The 20,823-nt window shown below is 47.7% G+C and carries 19 protein-coding genes; 3 read left to right on the top strand and 16 right to left on the bottom strand.

Features of this window, described 5'->3' with window-relative positions:
* Positions 1–90: 90 nt before the first annotated feature.
* Entirely contained in the window at positions 91–606 is a 516-nt protein-coding gene (locus MHB71_RS26630) for a DUF2179 domain-containing protein (RefSeq protein WP_017691670.1), read from the bottom strand.
* Positions 607–862: 256 nt separating this feature from the next.
* Here MHB71_RS26630 and MHB71_RS26625 point away from each other — a divergent pair, with 256 nt between their 5' ends.
* Positions 863–2,167: a Glu/Leu/Phe/Val dehydrogenase dimerization domain-containing protein gene (locus MHB71_RS26625; RefSeq protein ID WP_340028117.1), complete on the top strand. Its 1,305-nt coding sequence runs from the start codon at positions 863–865 to the stop codon at positions 2,165–2,167.
* A gap of 726 nt (positions 2,168–2,893) precedes the next feature.
* Here MHB71_RS26625 and MHB71_RS26620 read toward each other — a convergent pair.
* The 13 genes from MHB71_RS26620 to MHB71_RS26560 all read right to left on the bottom strand — a co-directional run bounded on the left by MHB71_RS26620 (position 2,894) and on the right by MHB71_RS26560 (position 17,453).
* Positions 2,894–4,561 (bottom strand): hypothetical protein, encoded by a 1,668-nt coding sequence (locus MHB71_RS26620; protein ID WP_340028116.1) that lies wholly within the window; start codon positions 4,559–4,561, stop codon positions 2,894–2,896.
* A gap of 1 nt (position 4,562) precedes the next feature.
* Positions 4,563–5,348, bottom strand: coding sequence for an ABC transporter ATP-binding protein (locus MHB71_RS26615; protein WP_036606587.1), 786 nt, complete (start codon positions 5,346–5,348; stop codon positions 4,563–4,565).
* A 233-nt stretch (positions 5,349–5,581) separates the two neighbouring features.
* Positions 5,582–7,090 carry an RICIN domain-containing protein gene (locus tag MHB71_RS26610; RefSeq protein ID WP_340028115.1) on the bottom strand — a complete coding sequence of 503 codons (1,509 nt, stop codon included), beginning with the start codon at positions 7,088–7,090 and terminating at the stop codon, positions 5,582–5,584.
* Positions 7,091–7,134: 44 nt separating this feature from the next.
* On the bottom strand, positions 7,135–7,314 hold the full coding sequence (locus MHB71_RS26605) for a hypothetical protein (RefSeq protein WP_143781152.1): 180 nt from the start codon (positions 7,312–7,314) through the stop codon (positions 7,135–7,137).
* Between the two features lie 138 nt (positions 7,315–7,452).
* Entirely contained in the window at positions 7,453–8,082 is a 630-nt protein-coding gene (locus MHB71_RS26600; protein WP_036671701.1) for a PepSY domain-containing protein, read from the bottom strand.
* 238 nt (positions 8,083–8,320) lie between these two features.
* A complete protein-coding gene (locus MHB71_RS26595; protein ID WP_036671624.1) occupies positions 8,321–9,121 on the bottom strand; it encodes a PepSY domain-containing protein in 801 nt (266 codons plus the stop codon).
* A 78-nt stretch (positions 9,122–9,199) separates the two neighbouring features.
* On the bottom strand, positions 9,200–10,576 hold the full coding sequence (locus MHB71_RS26590) for an ATP-binding protein (RefSeq protein WP_127550369.1): 1,377 nt from the start codon (positions 10,574–10,576) through the stop codon (positions 9,200–9,202).
* A complete protein-coding gene (locus MHB71_RS26585) occupies positions 10,573–11,328 on the bottom strand; it encodes a response regulator transcription factor (protein WP_100528216.1) in 756 nt (251 codons plus the stop codon). The genes MHB71_RS26590 and MHB71_RS26585 overlap by 4 nt, the downstream gene beginning before the upstream one ends.
* Before the next feature lie 55 nt (positions 11,329–11,383).
* Positions 11,384–12,028, bottom strand: coding sequence for an SDR family oxidoreductase (locus MHB71_RS26580; RefSeq protein WP_340028114.1), 645 nt, complete (start codon positions 12,026–12,028; stop codon positions 11,384–11,386).
* A 314-nt stretch (positions 12,029–12,342) separates the two neighbouring features.
* Positions 12,343–13,524 carry an NAD(P)/FAD-dependent oxidoreductase gene (locus tag MHB71_RS26575; RefSeq protein ID WP_036606574.1) on the bottom strand — a complete coding sequence of 394 codons (1,182 nt, stop codon included), beginning with the start codon at positions 13,522–13,524 and terminating at the stop codon, positions 12,343–12,345.
* Positions 13,525–13,548: 24 nt separating this feature from the next.
* Entirely contained in the window at positions 13,549–13,995 is a 447-nt protein-coding gene (locus tag MHB71_RS26570) for a DUF1641 domain-containing protein (RefSeq protein WP_017691658.1), read from the bottom strand.
* A gap of 688 nt (positions 13,996–14,683) precedes the next feature.
* The gene (locus MHB71_RS26565; protein ID WP_340028113.1) at positions 14,684–16,483 is read right to left on the bottom strand and encodes a sigma-70 family RNA polymerase sigma factor; all 1,800 of its coding nucleotides are present in this window, start codon (positions 16,481–16,483) and stop codon (positions 14,684–14,686) included.
* 37 nt (positions 16,484–16,520) lie between these two features.
* Complete coding sequence (locus tag MHB71_RS26560; protein WP_340028112.1) at positions 16,521–17,453, bottom strand: hypothetical protein; 933 nt, start codon at positions 17,451–17,453, stop codon at positions 16,521–16,523.
* Between the two features lie 192 nt (positions 17,454–17,645).
* Between MHB71_RS26560 and MHB71_RS26555 the strand changes: the two genes are divergently transcribed.
* Positions 17,646–17,822, top strand: a complete 177-nt coding sequence (locus tag MHB71_RS26555) for a CsbD family protein (protein ID WP_340028111.1) — start codon at positions 17,646–17,648, stop codon at positions 17,820–17,822.
* A 165-nt stretch (positions 17,823–17,987) separates the two neighbouring features.
* Here the strand turns inward: MHB71_RS26555 and MHB71_RS26550 are convergent, their stop codons facing one another.
* Positions 17,988–18,989, bottom strand: coding sequence for an NAD-dependent epimerase/dehydratase family protein (locus MHB71_RS26550; protein ID WP_340028110.1), 1,002 nt, complete (start codon positions 18,987–18,989; stop codon positions 17,988–17,990).
* 152 nt (positions 18,990–19,141) lie between these two features.
* Here MHB71_RS26550 and MHB71_RS26545 point away from each other — a divergent pair, with 152 nt between their 5' ends.
* Positions 19,142–19,660, top strand: coding sequence for a cupin domain-containing protein (locus MHB71_RS26545; RefSeq protein WP_076320113.1), 519 nt, complete (start codon positions 19,142–19,144; stop codon positions 19,658–19,660).
* A gap of 278 nt (positions 19,661–19,938) precedes the next feature.
* Here MHB71_RS26545 and MHB71_RS26540 read toward each other — a convergent pair whose 3' ends face one another.
* A complete protein-coding gene (locus tag MHB71_RS26540) occupies positions 19,939–20,598 on the bottom strand; it encodes a TVP38/TMEM64 family protein (protein ID WP_083684553.1) in 660 nt (219 codons plus the stop codon).
* Between the last annotated feature and the right edge of the window lie 225 nt (positions 20,599–20,823).

The following is a 20,823-nucleotide window of genomic DNA, read 5'->3' as shown; positions in this document are numbered from 1 at the left end:
GGTTTCAGGGATACATCGTGGTAACATGAAGGTGTCGGATAAAATGAAACCAAAAAAGCAGGACTGCATCTGCTGCAGACCTGCTCAATTTTACTTTTTGATGGAACGTGTCCAGAAGCCGCCATGGAACTGTTTGGGTTCCACTGTAATGACAAATGCTTTGGGGTCCAGATCGAGAATCGTCTGGTAGAGCAATTTCTGGTTTTTACGTTTTGCCAGAATCTCCATCACGAGCCGATCCCCGTCACGTCCACTACCCACCCATGCAGTAACACCGAACCCTTTATCCCGGAGGGCATTCGCGACATTGCTACCCATCTGGTTACAGATGACTTTAACGGTAACGTAACCGAGTGCAATCTTTTCTTCAATCCAGGCTCCGAGCAACACACCAAGTCCGTAACCCACCGCGTAGACGATTAAAGCAGAAGGCTGGGTCAGATACTTGAGTACCAGATTCAGACCGAGCACATAGATCACAATCTCACCCATGCTAATCAGTGCGGCGATGTATTTCTGTCCTTTGAGTGTCAGAATCATCCGGAGTGTATAAGCGGATACGTACACAATCTGGATCAAAAAGATAAATACCAATATTTTAAACAATCACAATCCCTCTTTCCTGGCCTTCGCAACGGAATTAGCCCTTTGCTGCATATCCTCGACGATTTCGTTTCATCTATGCTTCCTGTATGTTCGCTCTATCTCCATCATTGGACGTTATACCCTCATTCTAAACGGTTGGATGTAAATCCGTAGGCATTTTCTGCTCTCTGGCATGCCGGAACTGCCATTATAGAACCGTTTGTACCGATTATCAACCCGGCGGAGGTCCCAGGGTCGAAAACGGGGGTCTTTGAATATGCTGTATCATCATAAAGCCAAGCACGCTGGCACAGGATATCAGGTCAATACCAGGATGGATGGGTCAAAACAAAAAGGGGGTGCCGTCATGCAGCTATGGCAGGAGATGGAGCGGGAAGGCATGGAGGAACTCATTTTTTGCCATGATGCAGATAGTGGATTGAGGGCGGTCATTGCCATTCATAACACGGTCCTTGGACCTGCGCTCGGCGGATGTCGCTACTGGACGTATGCGTCCGAGGAAGAAGCTGTTCGGGATGCTGTGAAACTTGCCAAAGGCATGACGTACAAAAATGCAATCTCCGGACTGCCGTATGGTGGCGGAAAAGTGGTCATATGGGATGTACCTTTAGCGAAGAATACAAAACCGGATGAGGATGGTTGCGGGTCTCAAAGTGGTAAGCAGGTCGCTGGAGATCTAGGGGTAGAGCAACAAAAGGCCGCTGCCACGGAACGGGAAGTCGTCGCCGATCAGGGTGCTGATCGTATAGATAAAAGCCTGGATACGGACGTATCCAAGCGGGCGCAGCGCTTTCGAGCACTGGGTCGTTGTCTAGAGCGGCTAAATGGACGGTACGTGACCGGTCTTGATCTGGGTACCACGGCGACAGACATGGACCAGATCCGACTGGAGACCGCACATGTGACGGACACCACGGGTTCACTTGGGGCGCAGGATGACTTCACTGCCGAGATGACCGCCTACGGCGTACACATCGGCATTGTGACCTCGCTGCGCCAGCAAGGCATTGCATCTTTGCAGGGCATTCCCGTTGCCGTCCAGGGACTGGGCAAGGTCGGGTATGCCCTGTGCCGTTACCTGCATGCAGCCGGGGCACGGCTCATTGTGGCAGACGTTGTACCGGAGCGTGTACAACGTGCCCTTGTGCAGTTCAGCGGCGCCATCTCGGCCGATCCGGCCCATGTCCACGCCGCTGACTGCAAGGTCTTCGCCCCCTGTGCCCTGGGGGGCGTACTGACCCCGGCAACGGTGGAGGAGCTGCGCTGCTCCATCGTTGCCGGGGCGGCCAACAACCAGCTGAGTGAACGACAGCTGGTTGCAGGCCGCATGCAGGCGCGCGGCATCCTGTACGCGCCTGATTATGTGCTCAACGCAGGCGGAATCATCTCCACCGCCTACGAGCTGGAAGGCGCCGGGCCTGACCTGATCCGCCAAAAGGTGGCGGGGATTGCAGGCACGCTGAGCAAGGTATACGCAGAGGCTACGCAATCTGTGATCTCCACAGCCGATGCAGCCGATCGGCTAGCCGAATCCTTCCTCCAATCAGGCCATAAAAAATAAGGTGTCCCACCCTGCATCTAAGTATAATCATACAACCAACACATTCTCCGCCACTCTATAGGTTCTAAGTTTGAATGTACCAGGAACTCATTATGGGCTTCATTGGATTCCGACTTACCTCTGCAAGAGAGCCTCCACTGCTTTACCTCATTCTAACGAACCTGATACACGTTATTAGCCCCTTTTAGCATGAATCTAATATCTAACGAATCTTAGGCACGTTATTGTGCCTAGTTTGGTTCTTTTTCAAGCTAAATAGCTACTTTTCCGAAGGATAGCGTTCCTGAGGTTCGTTAGAATTTATATTTCAGATTTTCACCCTGAATAGGTTGTCTCAGGTTCGTTAGCGCTGCGGCGAAGGTTTCCTTGGGGTAGTATCACCTATCAAAAAGAGCTAACCTAGACGTAAGTGTCCCGGTTAGCTCTTTTTAGCTCTTTTTAGCTCTTTTTAGCCCTTCTTAGTTCTTCTTAGCACTCTTAACTCTTCTAGGCTCTTATCACTTCGTCCTTCTACTTTCTAATCCCTTATCGCTTTTGCTCTTGCTCTTGCTCTTGATTCCTTGATTCTTTGGCTCATTTTTTTCCAATCGCTCTCTGTACGGATTACATTAAGTTTTCTTGTAAACCGTCCCTCTCAACGTAATCCACCCTCTTTTCTTTCCTTCTTTTACTACTTTACTTCAGTCCTTCTTTTACTCTTTTATTCTGCTGTTCTGCTGCAACTTCTCAAACTGCAACCGACCTCTTCTTCGCTGTCTTCTTCTCCTGAAACAGTAGCGTCCACAGCAACACATTCGCCACGATCAGTAGCGCACCATAGATCCACACGCCCCCCGACACTGATCGGAAAAAGACATGGACTCCCCATAACATAGCAAGCACAGGAAGGGCGGCGAATACATACCAGCCATCACTTTGCTGTGCCATACTGAAGGATTGGGAGAACGGTGGCTTACGCAGCAACAACTTGCCTGCCAGTGGTACAAGCGCTGTAGCTGTCAGCATAATTACTGCAATATCCGGCAGTATCCGTGATCCAAATGTCCAGATGAACAAAATGGCATTTGCCAGAAATATAGGCAGGAACATGTTGCACAAGAATGCCTTCAGAGCGCCTTTATATAACGCGCTATCATTCGCCATCGGTGCAGCACGAAAAGTCCAGAACGCCTTGTATTGTCCCGAAAATTTCAGCATGACCACCACCGTTACAACCAACATCAGCACGATGTAAAAGGTGTATACAAACGAACTTTGTCTAAACTCCGCCCAACTAGAAGATTGCAATTCAGTAAACCAAAATATATAAGGTAAAACAAATGATAAACCAAGCGATGGATACACCTTCAGCTTGAATTCCCGTTCATTACGCATCATGCTGGCTGACAGACGGAAGCAAGCCTGCTCCTCTCTCGAACGACTGACCACCTTGGAGATCAACCGATCCCATCTTCCACGTCTGCGTCCGGAGGACTGACCCGAATGTGCCATTTTTTCCAAATACAATTCAAAGGAAGGCATAAGCTTCACATATACGAGCATACTCACCACAGGAACCAAGACTGCCAGTGCTGTGAACGTATAGATCCACACATTCCCGCCCCCTGCAAATAACCATTCATATGCAGCCGCATACCATAACGGAGGTAACAGCAACTGCCACCAAGCCGGGGTAAATACCATACCAAAGTCAATAATGCTGAACGAACGAATGACCAGCTGATAACCGATCGCAATCCCTACCGAAAGCAGAATCTGTACCATATTGATCATATCCTTCAGCTTCTCACCATCCAGAAACTTCATCATGAACAGATAGATCAGAGACGTTGTCACCAGAATCAGCATATTGATCAGAATCAGTTCCACGAGGAAAATCAGAAAGAATCCGATTCCATGCGTCACCAACGCGGCAATTAGCGGTATACCGGTTAATGAACCTGTCAGTAATAGCAGATAAACGCCTGCATGGATGGCTCGGGCCATCCCCACCGTTCGCCCATTAACGGGCTTCGTCATAATGATATTACGATCCCGAATATCCAGCAGCACAGAGGAAAAATCCGAGATCATGGACGTCATGATCATAAACATTAATATGCCAAACACAAGTCCCATCTGAAGCATGAAATGCCCCGTATCCCAGACGATGAAGGGAACCATCATCAGTCCCATTAATCCATACAACCATAAGGATCGAAGAAACTGATTACCTTCCTTGCGCTCCTTTTTTCCTGAATTGTTGGACAAGATGGTAGGTACTCTGCGTTGATCCATCTGGAACTTCACTCGCAAAATCAGGCGCAGCACATCATAATCCGCCCCTGTTTTGGCGATAAGCGGACGAAAGCGATCCAGAATCTTGAGCGTGCGGAAGTCAGAGGATTCCTCCATATCAGTACACCTCCTGCACAATCGATACAAATCGCTCAGCAATGGCTTTATGTTCATTGAAGCCTGTCAATTGATTGAATACTTCCTCCAGCGTACCTTCCATGGATTGCTGTTGGAGCTGCTTGAACGTACCGTCTGCCACTACGCGTCCTTCAGCAATCAGTACAATTCGACTGCTGATCTTCTCCACCACATCCATGATGTGTGACGAATAGAAGATCGTTGTGCCTTTGGCTGACAATTGTGACAAAATCTCTTTGACCACCATCACACTATTGGCATCCAATCCGCTGAGTGGTTCATCCAGGAACAACAGATCCGGGTCATGCAGCAGCGCAGAGATCAACAGCACTTTCTGACGCATACCTTTGGAAAAAGAGGCAATGCGGGAATGATATGATTTTTCCATTCCAAAACAATCCATCAATAGCTTGGCTTTGTAATCCGCATCCTCATAGGACATACCGTATAACTCTCCCGTAAAAGTCAGATACTCCGCAGGCGTTAATTGTTCGTACAATTCCGCCACCTCCGGAACATAGCCGATTCTGCGTTTATACTCTACATCGCCATCCGCAATATCTTTACCAAAGATTCGCACCGTGCCTACATACCCTTCAACCAGCCCGAGTAAAATCTTAACCGTCGTACTTTTGCCAGCCCCGTTTGGACCAATATATCCAATCATCTCACCGCGATTTACTTCCAGATCGATGCCGTTCAGCACATAACGTCCGTTGTATCTCATACGCAAGCTTTCAATTGATAGCACTTGTTGTTCACTCACTTCGTTATCCAGCTCCTGTCTCTATCTTTTTCTACAATTCTACTAGTTTACCACAGATTGGGATGGTAATGATCGGAAATAGGTCACGATATGAGCCATCAACTGGATATCCCTTTCGAGTAAGAGCATCACGTAACAAGCGCGAACACATCACAAAGCCCCTGTCCCACCTTATGGTAAGAGACAAGGGCTTCCACTTTATAGTGAACCTTATTTCTAATATCTAAAAAGTCTTATTGCACCTTAACAATCTGAAAATGTTGATTCGTGCCGCCATTATCCGTCCACTGGATGGCCGCAGCCCCATCTGCCAGGGATTGACTGGAGATATCCAATACTTTGCCTGTACTGCGATTCTTCAGTTTATAATAACCACCACCTACATGGACGAGCTGCCATTGCTGGCTGGCCCAGCCACCATCATTCCACTGTTCAATGACAGCCCCGTCGTTCGTGGCACCATTCTCCACACCAATTAGCTTGCCACTGGAACGGTTGATGATTTTGACATAACCGCCACCCGCATCGGTAATCTGCCACTGTTGACTTGTCGTCCCCCCATCTGCTCGCTGCTCCAGATCCGCACCGTTGGCGGAAGAACCCCCGATGACATTCAGTAATTTATTGCTTTTACGGCTAATCAGCTGATATGAAGCATTCGGGTCCCAGACATCCGGTGTACTCACTCCGGTCACAGTCCCTGTTACTGTATCAATCGTAATACTGCTGGCCCAGTTCATCGCCAGACTAGTTGCGCTAGGGAACGATAGGGGCAGCCAAACATACTTGGAATCCTGCACAGGTCCGCTCCATGCACCAGCCCAGCGATCACCCATGTAGAGATAGGATGTGGTCTGTGAACCTTCTACAGGAACGACATAGGTGGATTGGGAACCATACGTTGTGCTGTCTCCAAAATTGCTAAGCCCGCTCCATGTGCCTGTAATGCTGGAGGCTGTCGCATATTTGGCCTGATTTGGATTCCAGCCGGTCGCACCTGAGGTAATCAGGAAGTAGACGCCGTCTTTTTTGAATAGGGCTGGTGCTTCACGATATTGTCCAGGCCACAGCGTTGTGACTAGGGATTCCACACCCAGGAAATCCGGGGTCAGCTTATATATATTCAGATCCGCATTCACTCGGGTCGCAGAGATCAGATAAGCGGTTCCGTTATCGTTGTATACCGTCATGTCTCTGGAATCATACCCAAGTGGACGATAACTGCCCACATACGTGTAGTTGCCATCCACCGTATTCGAAGTAGCTACCGCCACTCGGGCCTCGCCATAATCCAGACCATTCTCCTTGTGCATCCACAGCACATATTTGCCGGTAGCACTGTTGTAGATGACCTTTGGGCGTTCAATGTTAGAGATATTTAGCTCGGCTGCCGAGCTGCTGGTCAGCACATCATTGCGATACTCCCAGCTCTTCAGATCCGATGAACGATACACCGATACCGCCTTGAACGTTCCATTCGTATTGCGGTTCTCTCCAAACCAGTAATAATACCCATTTGCCTTAATCATCCCGCCACCATGAGCATGAACGACATTGCCATTGGTATCCTTGAACTGTATCCCGTTCGTTACACTAAGTGGAGCAGCTGAAGCATTCGGTCCGGGTGCAAGCAGCATACCTATGGATTGCAGCGCCAAAACCAAAGCAAGCAGATAACTTAAGCGGCGGGTAAAGCGACGTGAATGTGTATTCTTTTTCAACCATCCATCGTTCATAGCCATATCGTAATGCACCTCCATGTTTTTTATGAAGCGCTTACATAAAATTAAAATCGATATGTCTCATCTGCCTCCGATCGATGATGCATTTCAGCATTAGAATTCCTGGCAATACTGGCTGGGCGTTCACCTCCCTGATTCCGATTGTATCCGCCACGTTCCTGCTCGAATAGTGAACAATCCGGCGGAAGATGTACAATTTTATACTCCGCTCTCTCGATCAACAACAAAAAGACGCTTCCCCCGAAGCGTCCTCTGCTATACCTGCCCTGCCCCTCCATGATGTAACGATCTCTAGCTGTGTGCGGCTGTTCATAGGCAGGTTTTTATATGATGTTTTATCGGCGTATACTCGCCCTTATTGCTTAATCTTGGTCGTCAAAATCCTGGTCAAACGATAACACTTTACCTGTGTTGGCATCGATATCTACATCTGCTTCACCTTGAGCAGTTCTCAGCTCGATCTCATACACATAGCGACCATCATCATGATCCAGCTCGACTTTGGTTACTTTACCACCCGTAACTTGTTTCAACGCAATGTTTGAAGCTTGGGATGCCGTCAATTTGACCTGCTTGGAAGTAGAGTTATTAGATGTGTTGCCTGTTACAGTACCTTTATAATCGTCGTCATCATCGTAGTCTTCATCATTCACGACCGCAAGAATTTTGCCTGTATAAGCATCCAGACGAACGACAACATCATTGGTTCCTTTTCTGTCGATCTCAACTTCATAGAACGTTTGGCCGTTTCTACGCTCCAGATCCACGTCATCCACTTTACCATCGGCTGCTTTTAACGCCAACGCTTTCGCTTGAGATGCATTCAGCATTTTACCTGTGCTGTTCTGATTCTGTGTTGCAGATTGTGTTGTTGACGTTGGTGTAGTTTGCACCGATTGTCCGTTCACATTCCCGCTAGCCGCTACGGCCGATCCACCAAGTAATACTGCTGCTGACAAGCTACCAATCCAAAGTTTATGTTTGTTCATCATCATCATTCATCTCCTCGTTGTTGTTGTTTCGTTCTCGTCTACATTTATAGAATAACCTGCAGGAATGAGAGATCAGCGAGAGTTAGATTAGAATTTGATGAGAAAATGAAGAGAATGCTCATTTAATGAGTGTTCATTATGTATGTAATCTAAAAGAAATGAAAAAGATGACCCCAACATTAGGAATCATCTATCCAACAAGGTGTAACTCTATATTCAATGGATTCCTGTACAAATGTTAATCATCGTCCTCATCCCAAGTCACCGAACGAATTGCTCCTGAGATGGCATTCACTTGCACAATAGCCTCCCGGCCATCCTCCAAATCAATTTCAACCAGATAATATGGATTCCCGCTGTTGGTTCCACGCAGTTCGATGTCGTCCACTTCCCCCGGAACCTCCGCAAGCGCCTTCTGCTTGGCTTGTTTCTCGCTCAGAAACTGAGGTTTGGGATCATCCTTGGTTGGTTCAGTTGTCGGGGCTGCTATTGTTTTGGAAGCTATCGTCTCTCCCGTGTATGGATCAATCGTGAGTTCTTCACGGCTGTTATCCTTTGCCTTCACTACCGCGGTGTATACCGGACTGCCTTGCTGCTCCACAAGTTCAAGCGAGACCAATTGGTTATCTGTTTGTTGTTTTAACAACGCCGTCTTGATCTGCTCGCGGCTCCATAACGTCTTCTCTTCCGCTTGCGGGTTCGACTCCAGCCGTTTAATGGAATTCACAGCAGCTGTAACGGCATCCACTTGCACATCATATAGGCCGGTCTCCGAACGGAGCTGCATGATATACGTCCCGTCCTTCAACGTCGAATTTACAATCTCTCCTGGATATTGATCAAGCACCGATTGTGCTGCCGCATCTGCCGTAAGTACCGCACCAGTCGATTGCCAAGGCTTCCACCACACCACAACTGCCACAATCAGCACAACGAGAAGCCCTGCACCCCACCAGAGTGACCTTCGCGATTTCGCCCATCCAATGTTCCCTTGTTCATGCCGTTTCATCTCCGGTGGTCGCTGCTCATGCTCTGTCATCACGTTTCCCCCTATGCACTCTCTTATCATCCCCAGTTGATCTGATGCTTATCAGTATATAAGAGAAGAATGAGAATTTCATGAGAGCGGCCCGTTCTGAACCGATAAAGGCAAAATAATCGAAGCCTCGGTGCCTTCACCCTCGGTGCTGGTCAGTTCGATCCGTGCTCCAACTGCTCCTGCAAGCTCTTTGGCAAGTGACAATCCCAGACCTGAACCACTTGCACCTAAGCTACGTGTTCTGGCCGGATCAACCCGGTAGAATCGGTCAAATACCTTCTCCAGTTCGTCCTCCCGCATACCAATCCCGGTATCCACGATTCGAATACGGCACTCTTGTCCCTTGGCTTCCAGCCTGACTTCAATGGCATCTTCACTATACTTCCGGGCATTATCCAGCAAAATAAACAAAAGCTGCTTCAGCTTGCTCTCATCGCTGATCGCCCAGATTGAACCTGGATCTTCACAACGGACTTCACGGTGATAGGCTTCGCGAAACGCACGTGTGGAGTCTGTAGCCAGTCTCGTGATATCCACACGCTCCAACTGTACATTCCACTGCTCTGGCTGCTTCGCGAGCAGTAACAGTTGCTCGGTCATCTCTCGCATGCGAACCGATTCGGACAGAATCGCTTCTACCGCTTCATCAAATACCTCGGGCCGCTCTTTTCCTCGTCGCTGTAGCAGACTGGCATAACTCTCAATAATAGTCAGTGGTGTTTTGAGCTCATGAGATGCATCGGATACAAATCGCTCCTGTCGTTCAAAGTTGGATTCGAGCAGATCCATCATCCGGTTGAACGTCTGTCCCATCGTTTTCAGTTCATCCTTAGACCCTTCCTCCAGTGGAAGACGCTTGAATTGGCCGCTGGACTGAATGTCACTCATTGTACGTGTCATCTGCTGAATCGGTCTGGTCATCCGATTCGCCAGAATCCGGCTGGAGATAATGGCTGGAATGAGAGCAATAATCGTGACCGCCACAAGCACAGTTCGAAGTACAGACAGACGATTCTCCGTCTCTGCAATGCTCTCGGTGACCTGTACATTCACCACCTCGCCATCAGGCCAGATGACCGGGACTGATACCCACACATAACCAATCTGCTCAACTTGGGTATACTCCGATTTCTTCTCACTTTCGTACTTATAGGGCAGCTTGCTCAGCTGCTCGGAAGCTGCTGTTGTTGTCACTGGGGAACTGGTGCCGTCTTCATTAACGATCCGAAGCATGCCGTTCACAGGTGCGTACGCCCGTAACAAGTCATCCGGCGGAATGGAGCCGGCAGACTGACGCACTCCTTTGACAATAGACTCCGCTTCCGCTTCCACCCGATTAACTTCGTTATCAATCGACATCCGTTCAAACACGATGTAGACCGACAGGTTCACCGCGATTAACAGCACAGCAAATAATACAGACGAATATCCGTAGATTTTACTGCGCAGGCTCATAACTGTTCCTTCAGGACGTATCCTACGCCCCGTACGGTATGTATTAAGGGTGGTGTGAATCCGTTATCCACCTTTTTGCGCACATAACGGATGTACACATCCACCACATTAGTATCTCCATAATAATCGTATCCCCACACGGCCTGCACAATCTGATCACGACTGAGCACCTGACGTTGATTCTGAAGCAGATACACGAGCAGATCGAACTCACGTGGAGTAAGCTCAATGGCCACACCATCTCGGGATACCTCTCGCGTTCCTTCATTTAGTTTCAACCCGGCAGCCGTCAACCAGCCCGCCTCAGCTTCATCCTGATGCCCAGAAGAGTCATTCCCCATATCAGCAGGTGTAGAAGAAGAAGCGGAAGAAACAACAGACGCCACTGCACTAAGCCGCAATGCAGCCCGAACTCGGGCAAGCAGCTCTTCAATCTGGAAGGGCTTGGTGATGTAGTCATTGGCTCCTAGATCCAGGCCGGATACTTTGTCTTCTACAGAATCTTTGGCAGTGAGCATAATGATCGGAACCGTAGCATCTTTGGCCCGAACTCGCCGCAACACTTCAATTCCACTCAGACCAGGCAACATCACATCCAGCAGAATCAGATCCCACTGTCCTTCAGCATACTTCTCCAGTCCTTCTGTTCCACTACCAGCCTTGCCCACCTGATATCCCTCATACTGTAGTTCCAGTTCCAGCAGACGTGCTATTTTGGGCTCATCCTCTATGACCAGCACGGCTTCGTTCATGCAGCGCTCCCCCTCATCCCCATCATTTCATTCTCCCGTTATCTTACAATAACATCTACAATTTGCCCAAGGCATCTTCAACCGGATGCTCCCCGGCAACCAGATCAAAGGCCATTCGGTACGTCTTCTCTTCCTGCAAAGAAGCCACAATGACACGGGCCACATCTTCACGCGGGATGCTTCCCGGCTCCAGATCGGTTCCAACTGCAATCTTGCCCGTGCCCGGTTCATTCTTCAGACCACCTGGACGTATAATCGTGTAATTGAGATCACTTGCAAACAACACACGATCCGCGTAATGTTTCGCCACGTAATAAGGCTTGATGGACTCTGACCATTTCTCCCGTTGATCTGCGCCATACGCACTGACCAGAATATATCTGGAGATTCCTTGCTGCTCTGCGGCTTCCATCGTTTTCACCGCACCGTCAAGATCAATAAGCAGTGTTTTGTCCTGACCGGTAGATCCGCCAGAACCCGCCGTAAACACAATGGCATTATGATCCTTCATTGCCTCAGCCAAGTCCTCCACACTACCCTCCAGGTCACCAATTACCACTTCGGCACCGAGTTCCTTCAGTGCATCCGCCTGCTCCGGTTTGCGGATCATAGCCGTTACTTTATGTTTGCCTTCCTGTGCCAGCTGCTCCACCACAAACTTACCGATTTGTCCATTTGCTCCTATAACTAAAACGTTCATACGTCATTCTCCTCTCAGTTGAACGGATGGCTTGTTGTTGCTCCCCGTTCCTTTTATTTAAAGATGCTCATCCTATAATTTAAACGAAAGCCGGCGCTTCTAAGCGCCGGCTTCATGTCCATGCCCGTTCAGTACCTCTATGAAATGTGAAGGATTCCATCGTTCCATTAATATGCCATATCCCCTAGGTACTTTATACGCGACCTCACATCGACCACTTCTGCCGCACCTTTTTTCATCAGAATATCTGTTATTCTTTGTAATGGTAACAACCAAAAAGGACGCCCAAAGGGCGCCCTTGAATGGCATTAAGATTAGTAAGCCAGTGCGAACAAACCGTGAATATGAGCCAGGTAACGGATGTTACTTGCTTCTTTCATCATGGTTGCAGGCAGACCTTTCAGACGAGTCTGGTTGCCACCGATCATGCCGACAGCATCTTTACGACCCAGACTTCCCAGCGTACCGGAGAATACTGGTGTGAAGGATTCCATTGCGCCACCTTTGAACATAACGCCCAAGTTGTGACCAATAGTCTCACCCATTTGCCAAGCCAATTGTGCTGTTGGAGGGTAAGGGCGAGCGCCTTCGCTAGGGAAGACCACTGCGCTGTCACCAGCAACAAACACGTCTTTGTGAGAAGTAGATTGCAGAACTTCCGTAACTTTCGCACGGCCACGATCCACTTCAATTCCGCTGTTAGCAACAACAGCGTTGCCTTGTACGCCACCTGTCCATACGAGTGTGTTCGTAGGGATGGAGCTGCCGTCTTTCAGCAGAACTTCGTTTTCTTTCATCTCGGTAATCGCTACGCCAACGATGAAGTTAACGCCACGTTTCTCAAGACTTGATTTAGCACGTTCAACCAGCTCTGGCGGGAATCCTGCCAGGATGGAAGGACCTGCTTCAACTGTGTACAGGGATACTTCTTTGAAGTCGATGCCTTTTTCTTGACATACAGCAGGAAGCAGGTCAGCGAATTCGCCAACAAGCTCAATACCTGTCAAGCCGCCGCCACCAATAACAAACGTAGCGTCTGCTTTGTTGCCGGACTGTTTGTAAGCATCAAGACGCGCTTCAACGTGTGCACGAATACGGTTTGCATCGCTAACCGATTTGAGCGTGAAGCTGTACTCTTGCAATCCCGGAATTCCGAAGAATGCCGTTTCGCTGCCCAAGGCAACAACAAGTGCATCGTAAGAGTATGTGGAGCCGCTGGTCATCAGAACTTTTTTCTCGTCCGGCTTGATTGTATCCACCGTATCGATTTTCAAGTTCACGTTTTTGCCACGCAGCAATTTTTCAAGTGGAAGAGCAACTGCTTGTTCAGCAATGCTTCCCGCTGCAAGACGGTGCAGTTCCGTGATAATTTGGTGTGTAGGGTAACGGTTCACGACAGTAATTGTCGCTTCTTCCGGAGACAAGTATTGACGCGCAGTCAATGCAGTCAACAGACCGCCGTATCCTCCACCCAAGATCAAAATTTGCTTCGACATATCCATCCTCCGTTCTTCTAAGTCTTAACGTTTCGGTTGTTGACGCTCGTTCAAGATGCTCAAGAAAGATTGAGCAAAACGAAGCGATTGTTGTACGTTTGGATCTTTAAGCATTTTCAGCATAGCGAACAAGCCAACTGAAGTTTGCTCTGTTTGCGCACGGTCATTGGCTTCGATGGCAGCAGAAGCTACACCTTTAGCTTTGTCTACAACAGGCTTAGCGAACTCGCCCATTGCGCTCATTGTGTCGCTGATCAGAACTTTGTCTGTTGCTACACTTTGTGCAAAGTCATAAGCTTTTGTCATAGCAGTAACCATTTCAGCCAATTTAGGCAGGTTCTCCACCAGAACGGTTAAAGACTCCTGTACCTCAGGCTTCATCAGTTGATCCAGAACGTCCAAGGACTGGCGCTCGGAAACGTTGGCACCTTCTGTAACTGGCACCTCTTGTTGAGTAGGCGATTGTGACATAAGAGAAAGTCCTCCTTTACTTTGGGATAGAAGTCCGCGACTTTCATGATGCCTGTCAAGCAGAGCCGAACCACAAAATACATCGAATACATTTAAATGTACCAAATTTCACACAATAGGATGAGCGTAGCTCAGGGCCACTCCCATATCATGCATTGTATCTTGGATCTATTGCGGACAACATGTGTTGACGCACAAAACGACAAGCAGGCCGAAACCGAACTCTATACCCTTATATTACACCTCTTACACATGAACATGAAAAAGAAATTTTTTACACTTGTGAAGATATTGTGAACATTGTAACAAAATCGATTTTTTTGTCAACCCATTCAGGCAAGCTAACGCCGCCGATCCTCCTGTCCAAGATCCGTATTCCTACCACATGTGGTATTAAGACAAGATCACATATGACCAGATGTGCGATATGTACACAAGGAAGGATTTGTTTATCCAAACATTCAGGAATTGTTTTCCAGTATCACGATAATCATGCAACGAAATTGGTCACTGTCGTTATTATGCAGCGTTGGGCTCAGCCTTATTCCATCATTGAGACATCTTTTCTATTTCAAGTATGAACCTCTTGCGTCACGAATGCAAAAAAGACAGAAAGAAGGCCTGACGGATCGTCCTGCCTCCTGATATTTATTTTCACTGTTTGCCCAATCTGATCGGTACAATTAGGTCAAACCATAACTATTTCTGGGGAATACTGATCCATTTCTTCAAGCAATGCTTTTATTGCAACGATGCCGGCTCGCTCCAATTCCTCCACTTCCAGCAGTATCGAGATAGCCTGATCGGCATGAAGCTTCTCATTAGGCAGTCCTCCATCTGGAAAAGGAAATAATTCTGCGAGTGTATTTAACTTTTGAGACATGTTTCGATATAACTCTTCTGCCTGAAGACAGAATGGAATCAAGTTGGAATAGCAGGCAGTCGAAGCCCACTTTAGAGAAAGTTCTTTGAAAAACTTACTTGCATAACGTCTTGCATCCCACAAAACCGCAATGTTATAAGCGTGACCGTTCGGTTCTACCCGTCTGTATTCTAGGGCTTCTCTCCAGACTGCATAGGCAGCCACACCACTGACTGTGTTCGGCAAGGTATACGGGTCCTCTCCACGATAATGAGCCAACGCAGCTGTCAGTGCCGCGTGCAAGTTCATTTCTCGTATCATGCCATCTGATTCGGCTGCCAGTACAAATACTTCCTGATTCACACCCCGGCCTACATGATCATAGGGAATTGTTCCTGATTTAGTGAAATCGGTACCGTATAGGGTCCGGGCTGCATCATCATAGCCATAGATCAACCCGAATTCAGGAATATTCAGGTCCCACACGACGGCCGGAACTCCACGATGAATGGCGTAACGTATCAGGGAGAGGGCCTGGACAAGTCTTGGATTAAGCAACCTTTTCCCTTTGGCTTTCTCCTCTAGCATCGAAGGATCGACCAGATTGGCATTGAGTCCCGCTTCGCTCGCCAAAGCCTCAACCGCATGGGAACGGTAACCCATATGTTGCAATCCTCTTGTAAGCACCTCTTTGAAGTTATAGGCGGTAGGTCCAGCAATATGTATGTCCTGAGGCAGGATGGTCAAACGAAAAGAAAGTCCACTCATCCCCATAACCATGGGGAGAGACGGAGATGGACCGATATAACCTAACATCTCGTGAATGGATGCTGCTGCCGAGTTCCAGGTGTGGGGAGCCCGAAACGAAAGGGGTTCCTCCAGAGACACTCGATTTTGCCCGAGTGAATTCCACTCTGCCAGCATTTCTTCTACAGATAAATGAATATGAAGCTGAGACACTTTTTTACGTGAACGAGACAGAATTTGATACACATTGGCACTTGTCAGATTGAATTTGCAGGCCATTTCTTGCGGTGACAGCTGCTCCATCCAATATGATGTGAAGACTTGTTGTTCTCTTTCATTCAGACAACCCAACAGCCTGTGGAGATTGTTCCTCATTTCCTGCTGAGCAACAGCTTGATACGGATCATAGCCTGTATCCTGCGATCTCCGATCTGTGTCATTCAAAAGTTGATTCAGCGTCATGTCGAGCGAGTCTTGATCGCTCCATGAGGCATCATCGGCTCCAAATCCAAATGCAAAGAACGAAGAAAAATGTTGTTCCCGCTGCTGCTTTTGGCGCTGCATATGTGAGTATGCCTGATTACGCACAATGCGCTGCATCCAGGCCATAAAACGCTCAGCATTCTGAAGCTGTCCCATATGAATGAACGCACGAATAAGCCCATCCTGTAAAATGTCTTCTGCGAGATAAGAATCATACGTAAGTGCTCGCACATAACGAAACAATTGCCCACGGTAACGGTGAATCAACTCTCCAAAGGCCTCTGTATCCCCCGTTTGGGCTCGTTGGATAAGCGTGATATCCGGCTCCTTTTGCCGATCCTCTAATATCTCATCTTCCCCTGACCTGATATGGCGATTGTTAGTTAATCCATCCATTTATATCTCCCTTTCTTATAGCGCCGCTTCACTTTCATTACTCCATCTTCAAAATAGAAGCTTCGATCATGGCTTCCGTCTCCGCGAGTGCCACCATGATTGTCGCAGCAGCCTCCCAGTTCCGAGAGACAAGACGGGATTGGCATTCCCCGAATTGGCGGGAATGTGCGTATTTCAAAGCAGAAAGGTCAGGATGGATTGTGTTAAAAAACAAACCATAATCATGGGCACGACGCGCGCCTACTGGCAGAGCAAAATACACATAATGAGCCCACTCATTACCATCGATTGCTCCAGCACGAACCTGTTCCGCCTTATGCAGAATGGCTGAAGCTCCGGTTCGTCCTTCCTGTGCAGCAATATCATGGGTCTGTTCTGTAAGGGTTGATTTGAACCAAGTGAAAGCCCGGCGGTTAATCTCCTCCAGATCAGGATGTTCAATGCGTTCAGGACTCCACCATCGTCGATACACACCGCTACTCCATGGGAATTCAGACTTCCATGCTTCCTCAAGTTTATCCAGTGTCAGGAAGACATTCGGAAATCCAGCCGGGTCATGCAGACATATTTCATCGCCCCTCATATTGAGCGCCACTACATAATGATCGCAACCACCCAGGTTGGGAGAGTTGGGATTGTAGACGAGTTTGCCCATATCCAGCGGCCCCATCATCACAGGGCCCTGCTTCAAAGCCTCTCTTAGCTCATCTACAGGTATCTCTGTACCCCGTGCTTGCACACTTTCGCGCACACTAAATCCCAGAATGCTCATCGCCTTGCTGATGGCCAGATCAGGACTGGAGGTACAGTTATCAAAAAAAAGCATATCTTCCTGCGTTCGAAAGGCCCCTAGTGAAAAGCCACCGATGGTTTCAAGCAGACCGGGATCTATCTTTTCTCCAATGGACGACAGCAACATTGAAGCTGAATTGGCGTAACAATACGCACCATTTCCAATATAATTGCTCATATCATAACATCCTCTCATTCCTTTAATGAAGCACGCAATTATGCAATGCCTATACTTATACTGACTCTTCGTACAGATCATTTCTGACAAAATATCCAGAACAAATTTCTGACCGCCATGAAATAGTGAACGTTTAGAATGCGGACATCCCGGTTAATAAGGACTACACCAGAAACGAAGGAGATGTTCGATATGAGTAATTCAACTGGCGATAAAATCAAAGCAGGCGTAAACAAGGCCAAAGGCGAAGTGAAGGATCAGATCGGTAATGCAACCAATAACAGATCCCTTCAGGCTGAGGGTAAAAAAGACAAAGCCAAAGGTGCTGTACAGGATAAAATTGCCGACATTATAAAAGATCATCACTAGATCCTTTTAATGTGAGGTCCAACAGCACGAAGATTTCGTGCAATAGATTATTTTAAAATAGCCTGACCGTCCGTGTTCGGAAGCTATCCGAAAATGAGACGGAGGCGCAAAAAAGCCAAGGAAGGTGTTACTCAATACACCCTTCCCTGGCTTTTTTTGTTCATTTTATACTGCTGGAACTGCGTATCTTGCCATATCGATAATGAAACTGCGCGTTTCCCTTGTTGTATGGTATTCACGGCTGAACTGTCTGACCCATTCGGGATGTTCCTGATACCAACGGAAGGTTTTTTCCAATCCCTTTTCCAACGTGGTTTGTGGTAACCAACCCAATTCCGCTCGCAATCTGCCTGAATGTACGACCAGACTCGACCCTCTGGACTGGGTTGGTTCTTGCTCCCGGATCTCTACAGCAGCTACGGATCGATCCATTGGTTTCAATATCTCCCCTATTTCCTGCATGGTTGTTCCAAGCCCTGTCGATATGTTGTAGACCTGTCCGTCTTTGCCTTTCAGCATGATCTGTTCAATGGCCCGGAGGGCATCATCTACATACAAGAAATCACGCACTGCCGATCCCTGGATATCCAGAGGCAGTCCGTCCAACATCCGACCAAAATTTCGGGGAATAATACGGTCTGGCAACTGCCATGGACCATAGAGGTTGGTCAAACGAAAGATTTTGACTGGAAGCTGGTAACATTGAGCATAGGAGTGAGCCAGCATTTCACACGCGACTTTGGACGCGGAATAAGGAGAGACGGGTGCATACGGATCTGATTCATGATAGACTCTGCCCCAATCGCCGCCATACACTTCAACGGATGAAGCCAGCAAGACTGGAATGTGATGTTCTGTAGCATATTGCAGGATAGACTGTGTGCTGAGTGTATTATTGCGGAAAACTTCCCCTGGCTGATGATACGAATAATCCACGTGTGGCATGGCCGCCAGATGGATTATGTAATCTGTTCCTGGAGGTAGATGAATCCGGTCCGATGCAAGGTCACAACAGATGAACGGCATCTCGTGCAGAGGAGAGATATGAACCAGCCTCTGACAATAATCATCCCGATCCAGAAGGGTAATTCGATGCCCTTTTTGCGCCAAATACTGTGAAAGATTAAATCCCACAAATCCAGAAGCCCCTGTAATCACAATGTTCACACACGATTCCCCCTTGCGATTTATACAACGAGTGCATTGAAGAGAGTTTATGTACTGAGTATACCCTTAAAATGATACACTTTGTATTATTTTACAATTGTTTTTTGTTCGTCCTTGAGGTTATCGGGTAATTTATAGTGAGGTGATGTGAGATGAATGAACGGAAAAAGGACATAGAGACGTTATTCCTTCAGGATGACGGTGTAATTCCCAATCATCCGACCCTGCCTGTGCTTTTGTATAAGAATGTATGGGCTGAAGAGGCCCTTCACGCAGAATCGTTGCTGAACCGTAATGGATGGGGAAATAGCTGGTTGAATGGTGTGTTCAATTATCATCATTATCATAGTAATGCTCATGAGGCTCTTGCTGTGGTGAGTGGATTCGTGAAACTGATTTTAGGCGGAGAAAATGGTCAGAAAGTTTACCTTCAAACAGGCGACGTTGTCGTGCTTCCCGCTGGAACAGGGCATAAACGTCTGGAGTCCAGCACTGATTTTCGTATTGCCGGTGCTTATCCGGGCGGCATGAGTTACAACACACGCACAGGTGAGGAAGACGATCGTGCCAAGGCTCTTCAGGAAATTCGAAAGGTTCCGATCCCGGTTACCGATCCGGTCTATGGACAGCACGGACCGCTACTAGAAATCTGGAATGGGAAGAAGTCATAACAGATAGGAGATAATCAAGAAGCATGTTATTGGACAATGCACAGGAGAAGTCGTTCCAGTAATCAAGCATGAAAAATAGACTGTTCCCCGGACAAGTAGGAGTCATGCCGGAGTACAGTCTATATGTTTTTTCTAATTTCTAATCTATCGCACGCCAGCAAATTTTAGTTCCGCTCCATACTCGCAAGTCGGATACTGTAGTACCTCATCGCATGTGGCCTACCTTCCATCTCAGGTAATTTATAAATACCAAACAGATATACCACTGTACCCCGAAACTAGGAGGAGATCGATTTTCCAGAGGGTTGATTCAGATTATTCAGCTCTTCACCATCTGACGATGACCGGGTAAAGTGTCGCTCCAGTTTGCGGCTTGCCCACAGGGATACCGCAATAAACAGCAATACACCTACCCAGCGTATTGGGTGCTCCAGAAATTGTTCCACATTGGAACCGATATACGTAACAGAGAAGATCATGATCGCTTTACCACAGCCCACCGCAAGCAGGAAAGATAATAATCGCATTCGCGCGATACCTGCCGCCACATTAATAATGACAAACGGACCTACCGGGAAGATACTCAGCAGAAAAACATAACTGAATGCATTCCTTCGAATCCATACCATGCTGCGTTGCACACGAGGTTTGCGTGCCCATCGTTCCACAAAAGCGGATTTCCCAATCTCCCGTACGATCAGGAATGTAACAGTGCAACCGAGCACCATGCCGATCCATGAATATAAAAACCCTGCCCACAGACCGTATACCGCACCGTTCACGCCCACAATCAACAGCGTTGGAAGTGGTGGTACAAATGATTTCATAAACGTAAGCAAAATTCCCGGTAACGGGCCCAGGGAGCGAAACTTCTCCAGCCAGAAACGAATATTTTCTTCCGTAATATATGACATAATGTCCAATGCTGCCGGGGTCATCTGCATCCATCCAATCTATACAGTCTAAGTTCTCAGGTTTGATGTTCACTATACATTTCATCATTCATATGGATGATGAAGCTTCTTTAGTAACTCCCTCCCAGTATAACGTACATCTTCGATGAACACCGTTGTCAATTTGAAGAAATTATTGCACAGCGAACTGACTTCCCACCCAAATCAGAATTAAATCAAAAAAGCACACCTCGACCTCTGTGGTCTTGG

It is taken from the genome of Paenibacillus sp. FSL H7-0940 (assembly GCF_037979415.1).
Classification (GTDB): Bacteria; Bacillota; Bacilli; order Paenibacillales; family Paenibacillaceae; genus Paenibacillus; species Paenibacillus amylolyticus.
Note: the sequence above shows the minus strand (reverse complement) of the source record. Positions and strands in the feature narration are given on the sequence as shown.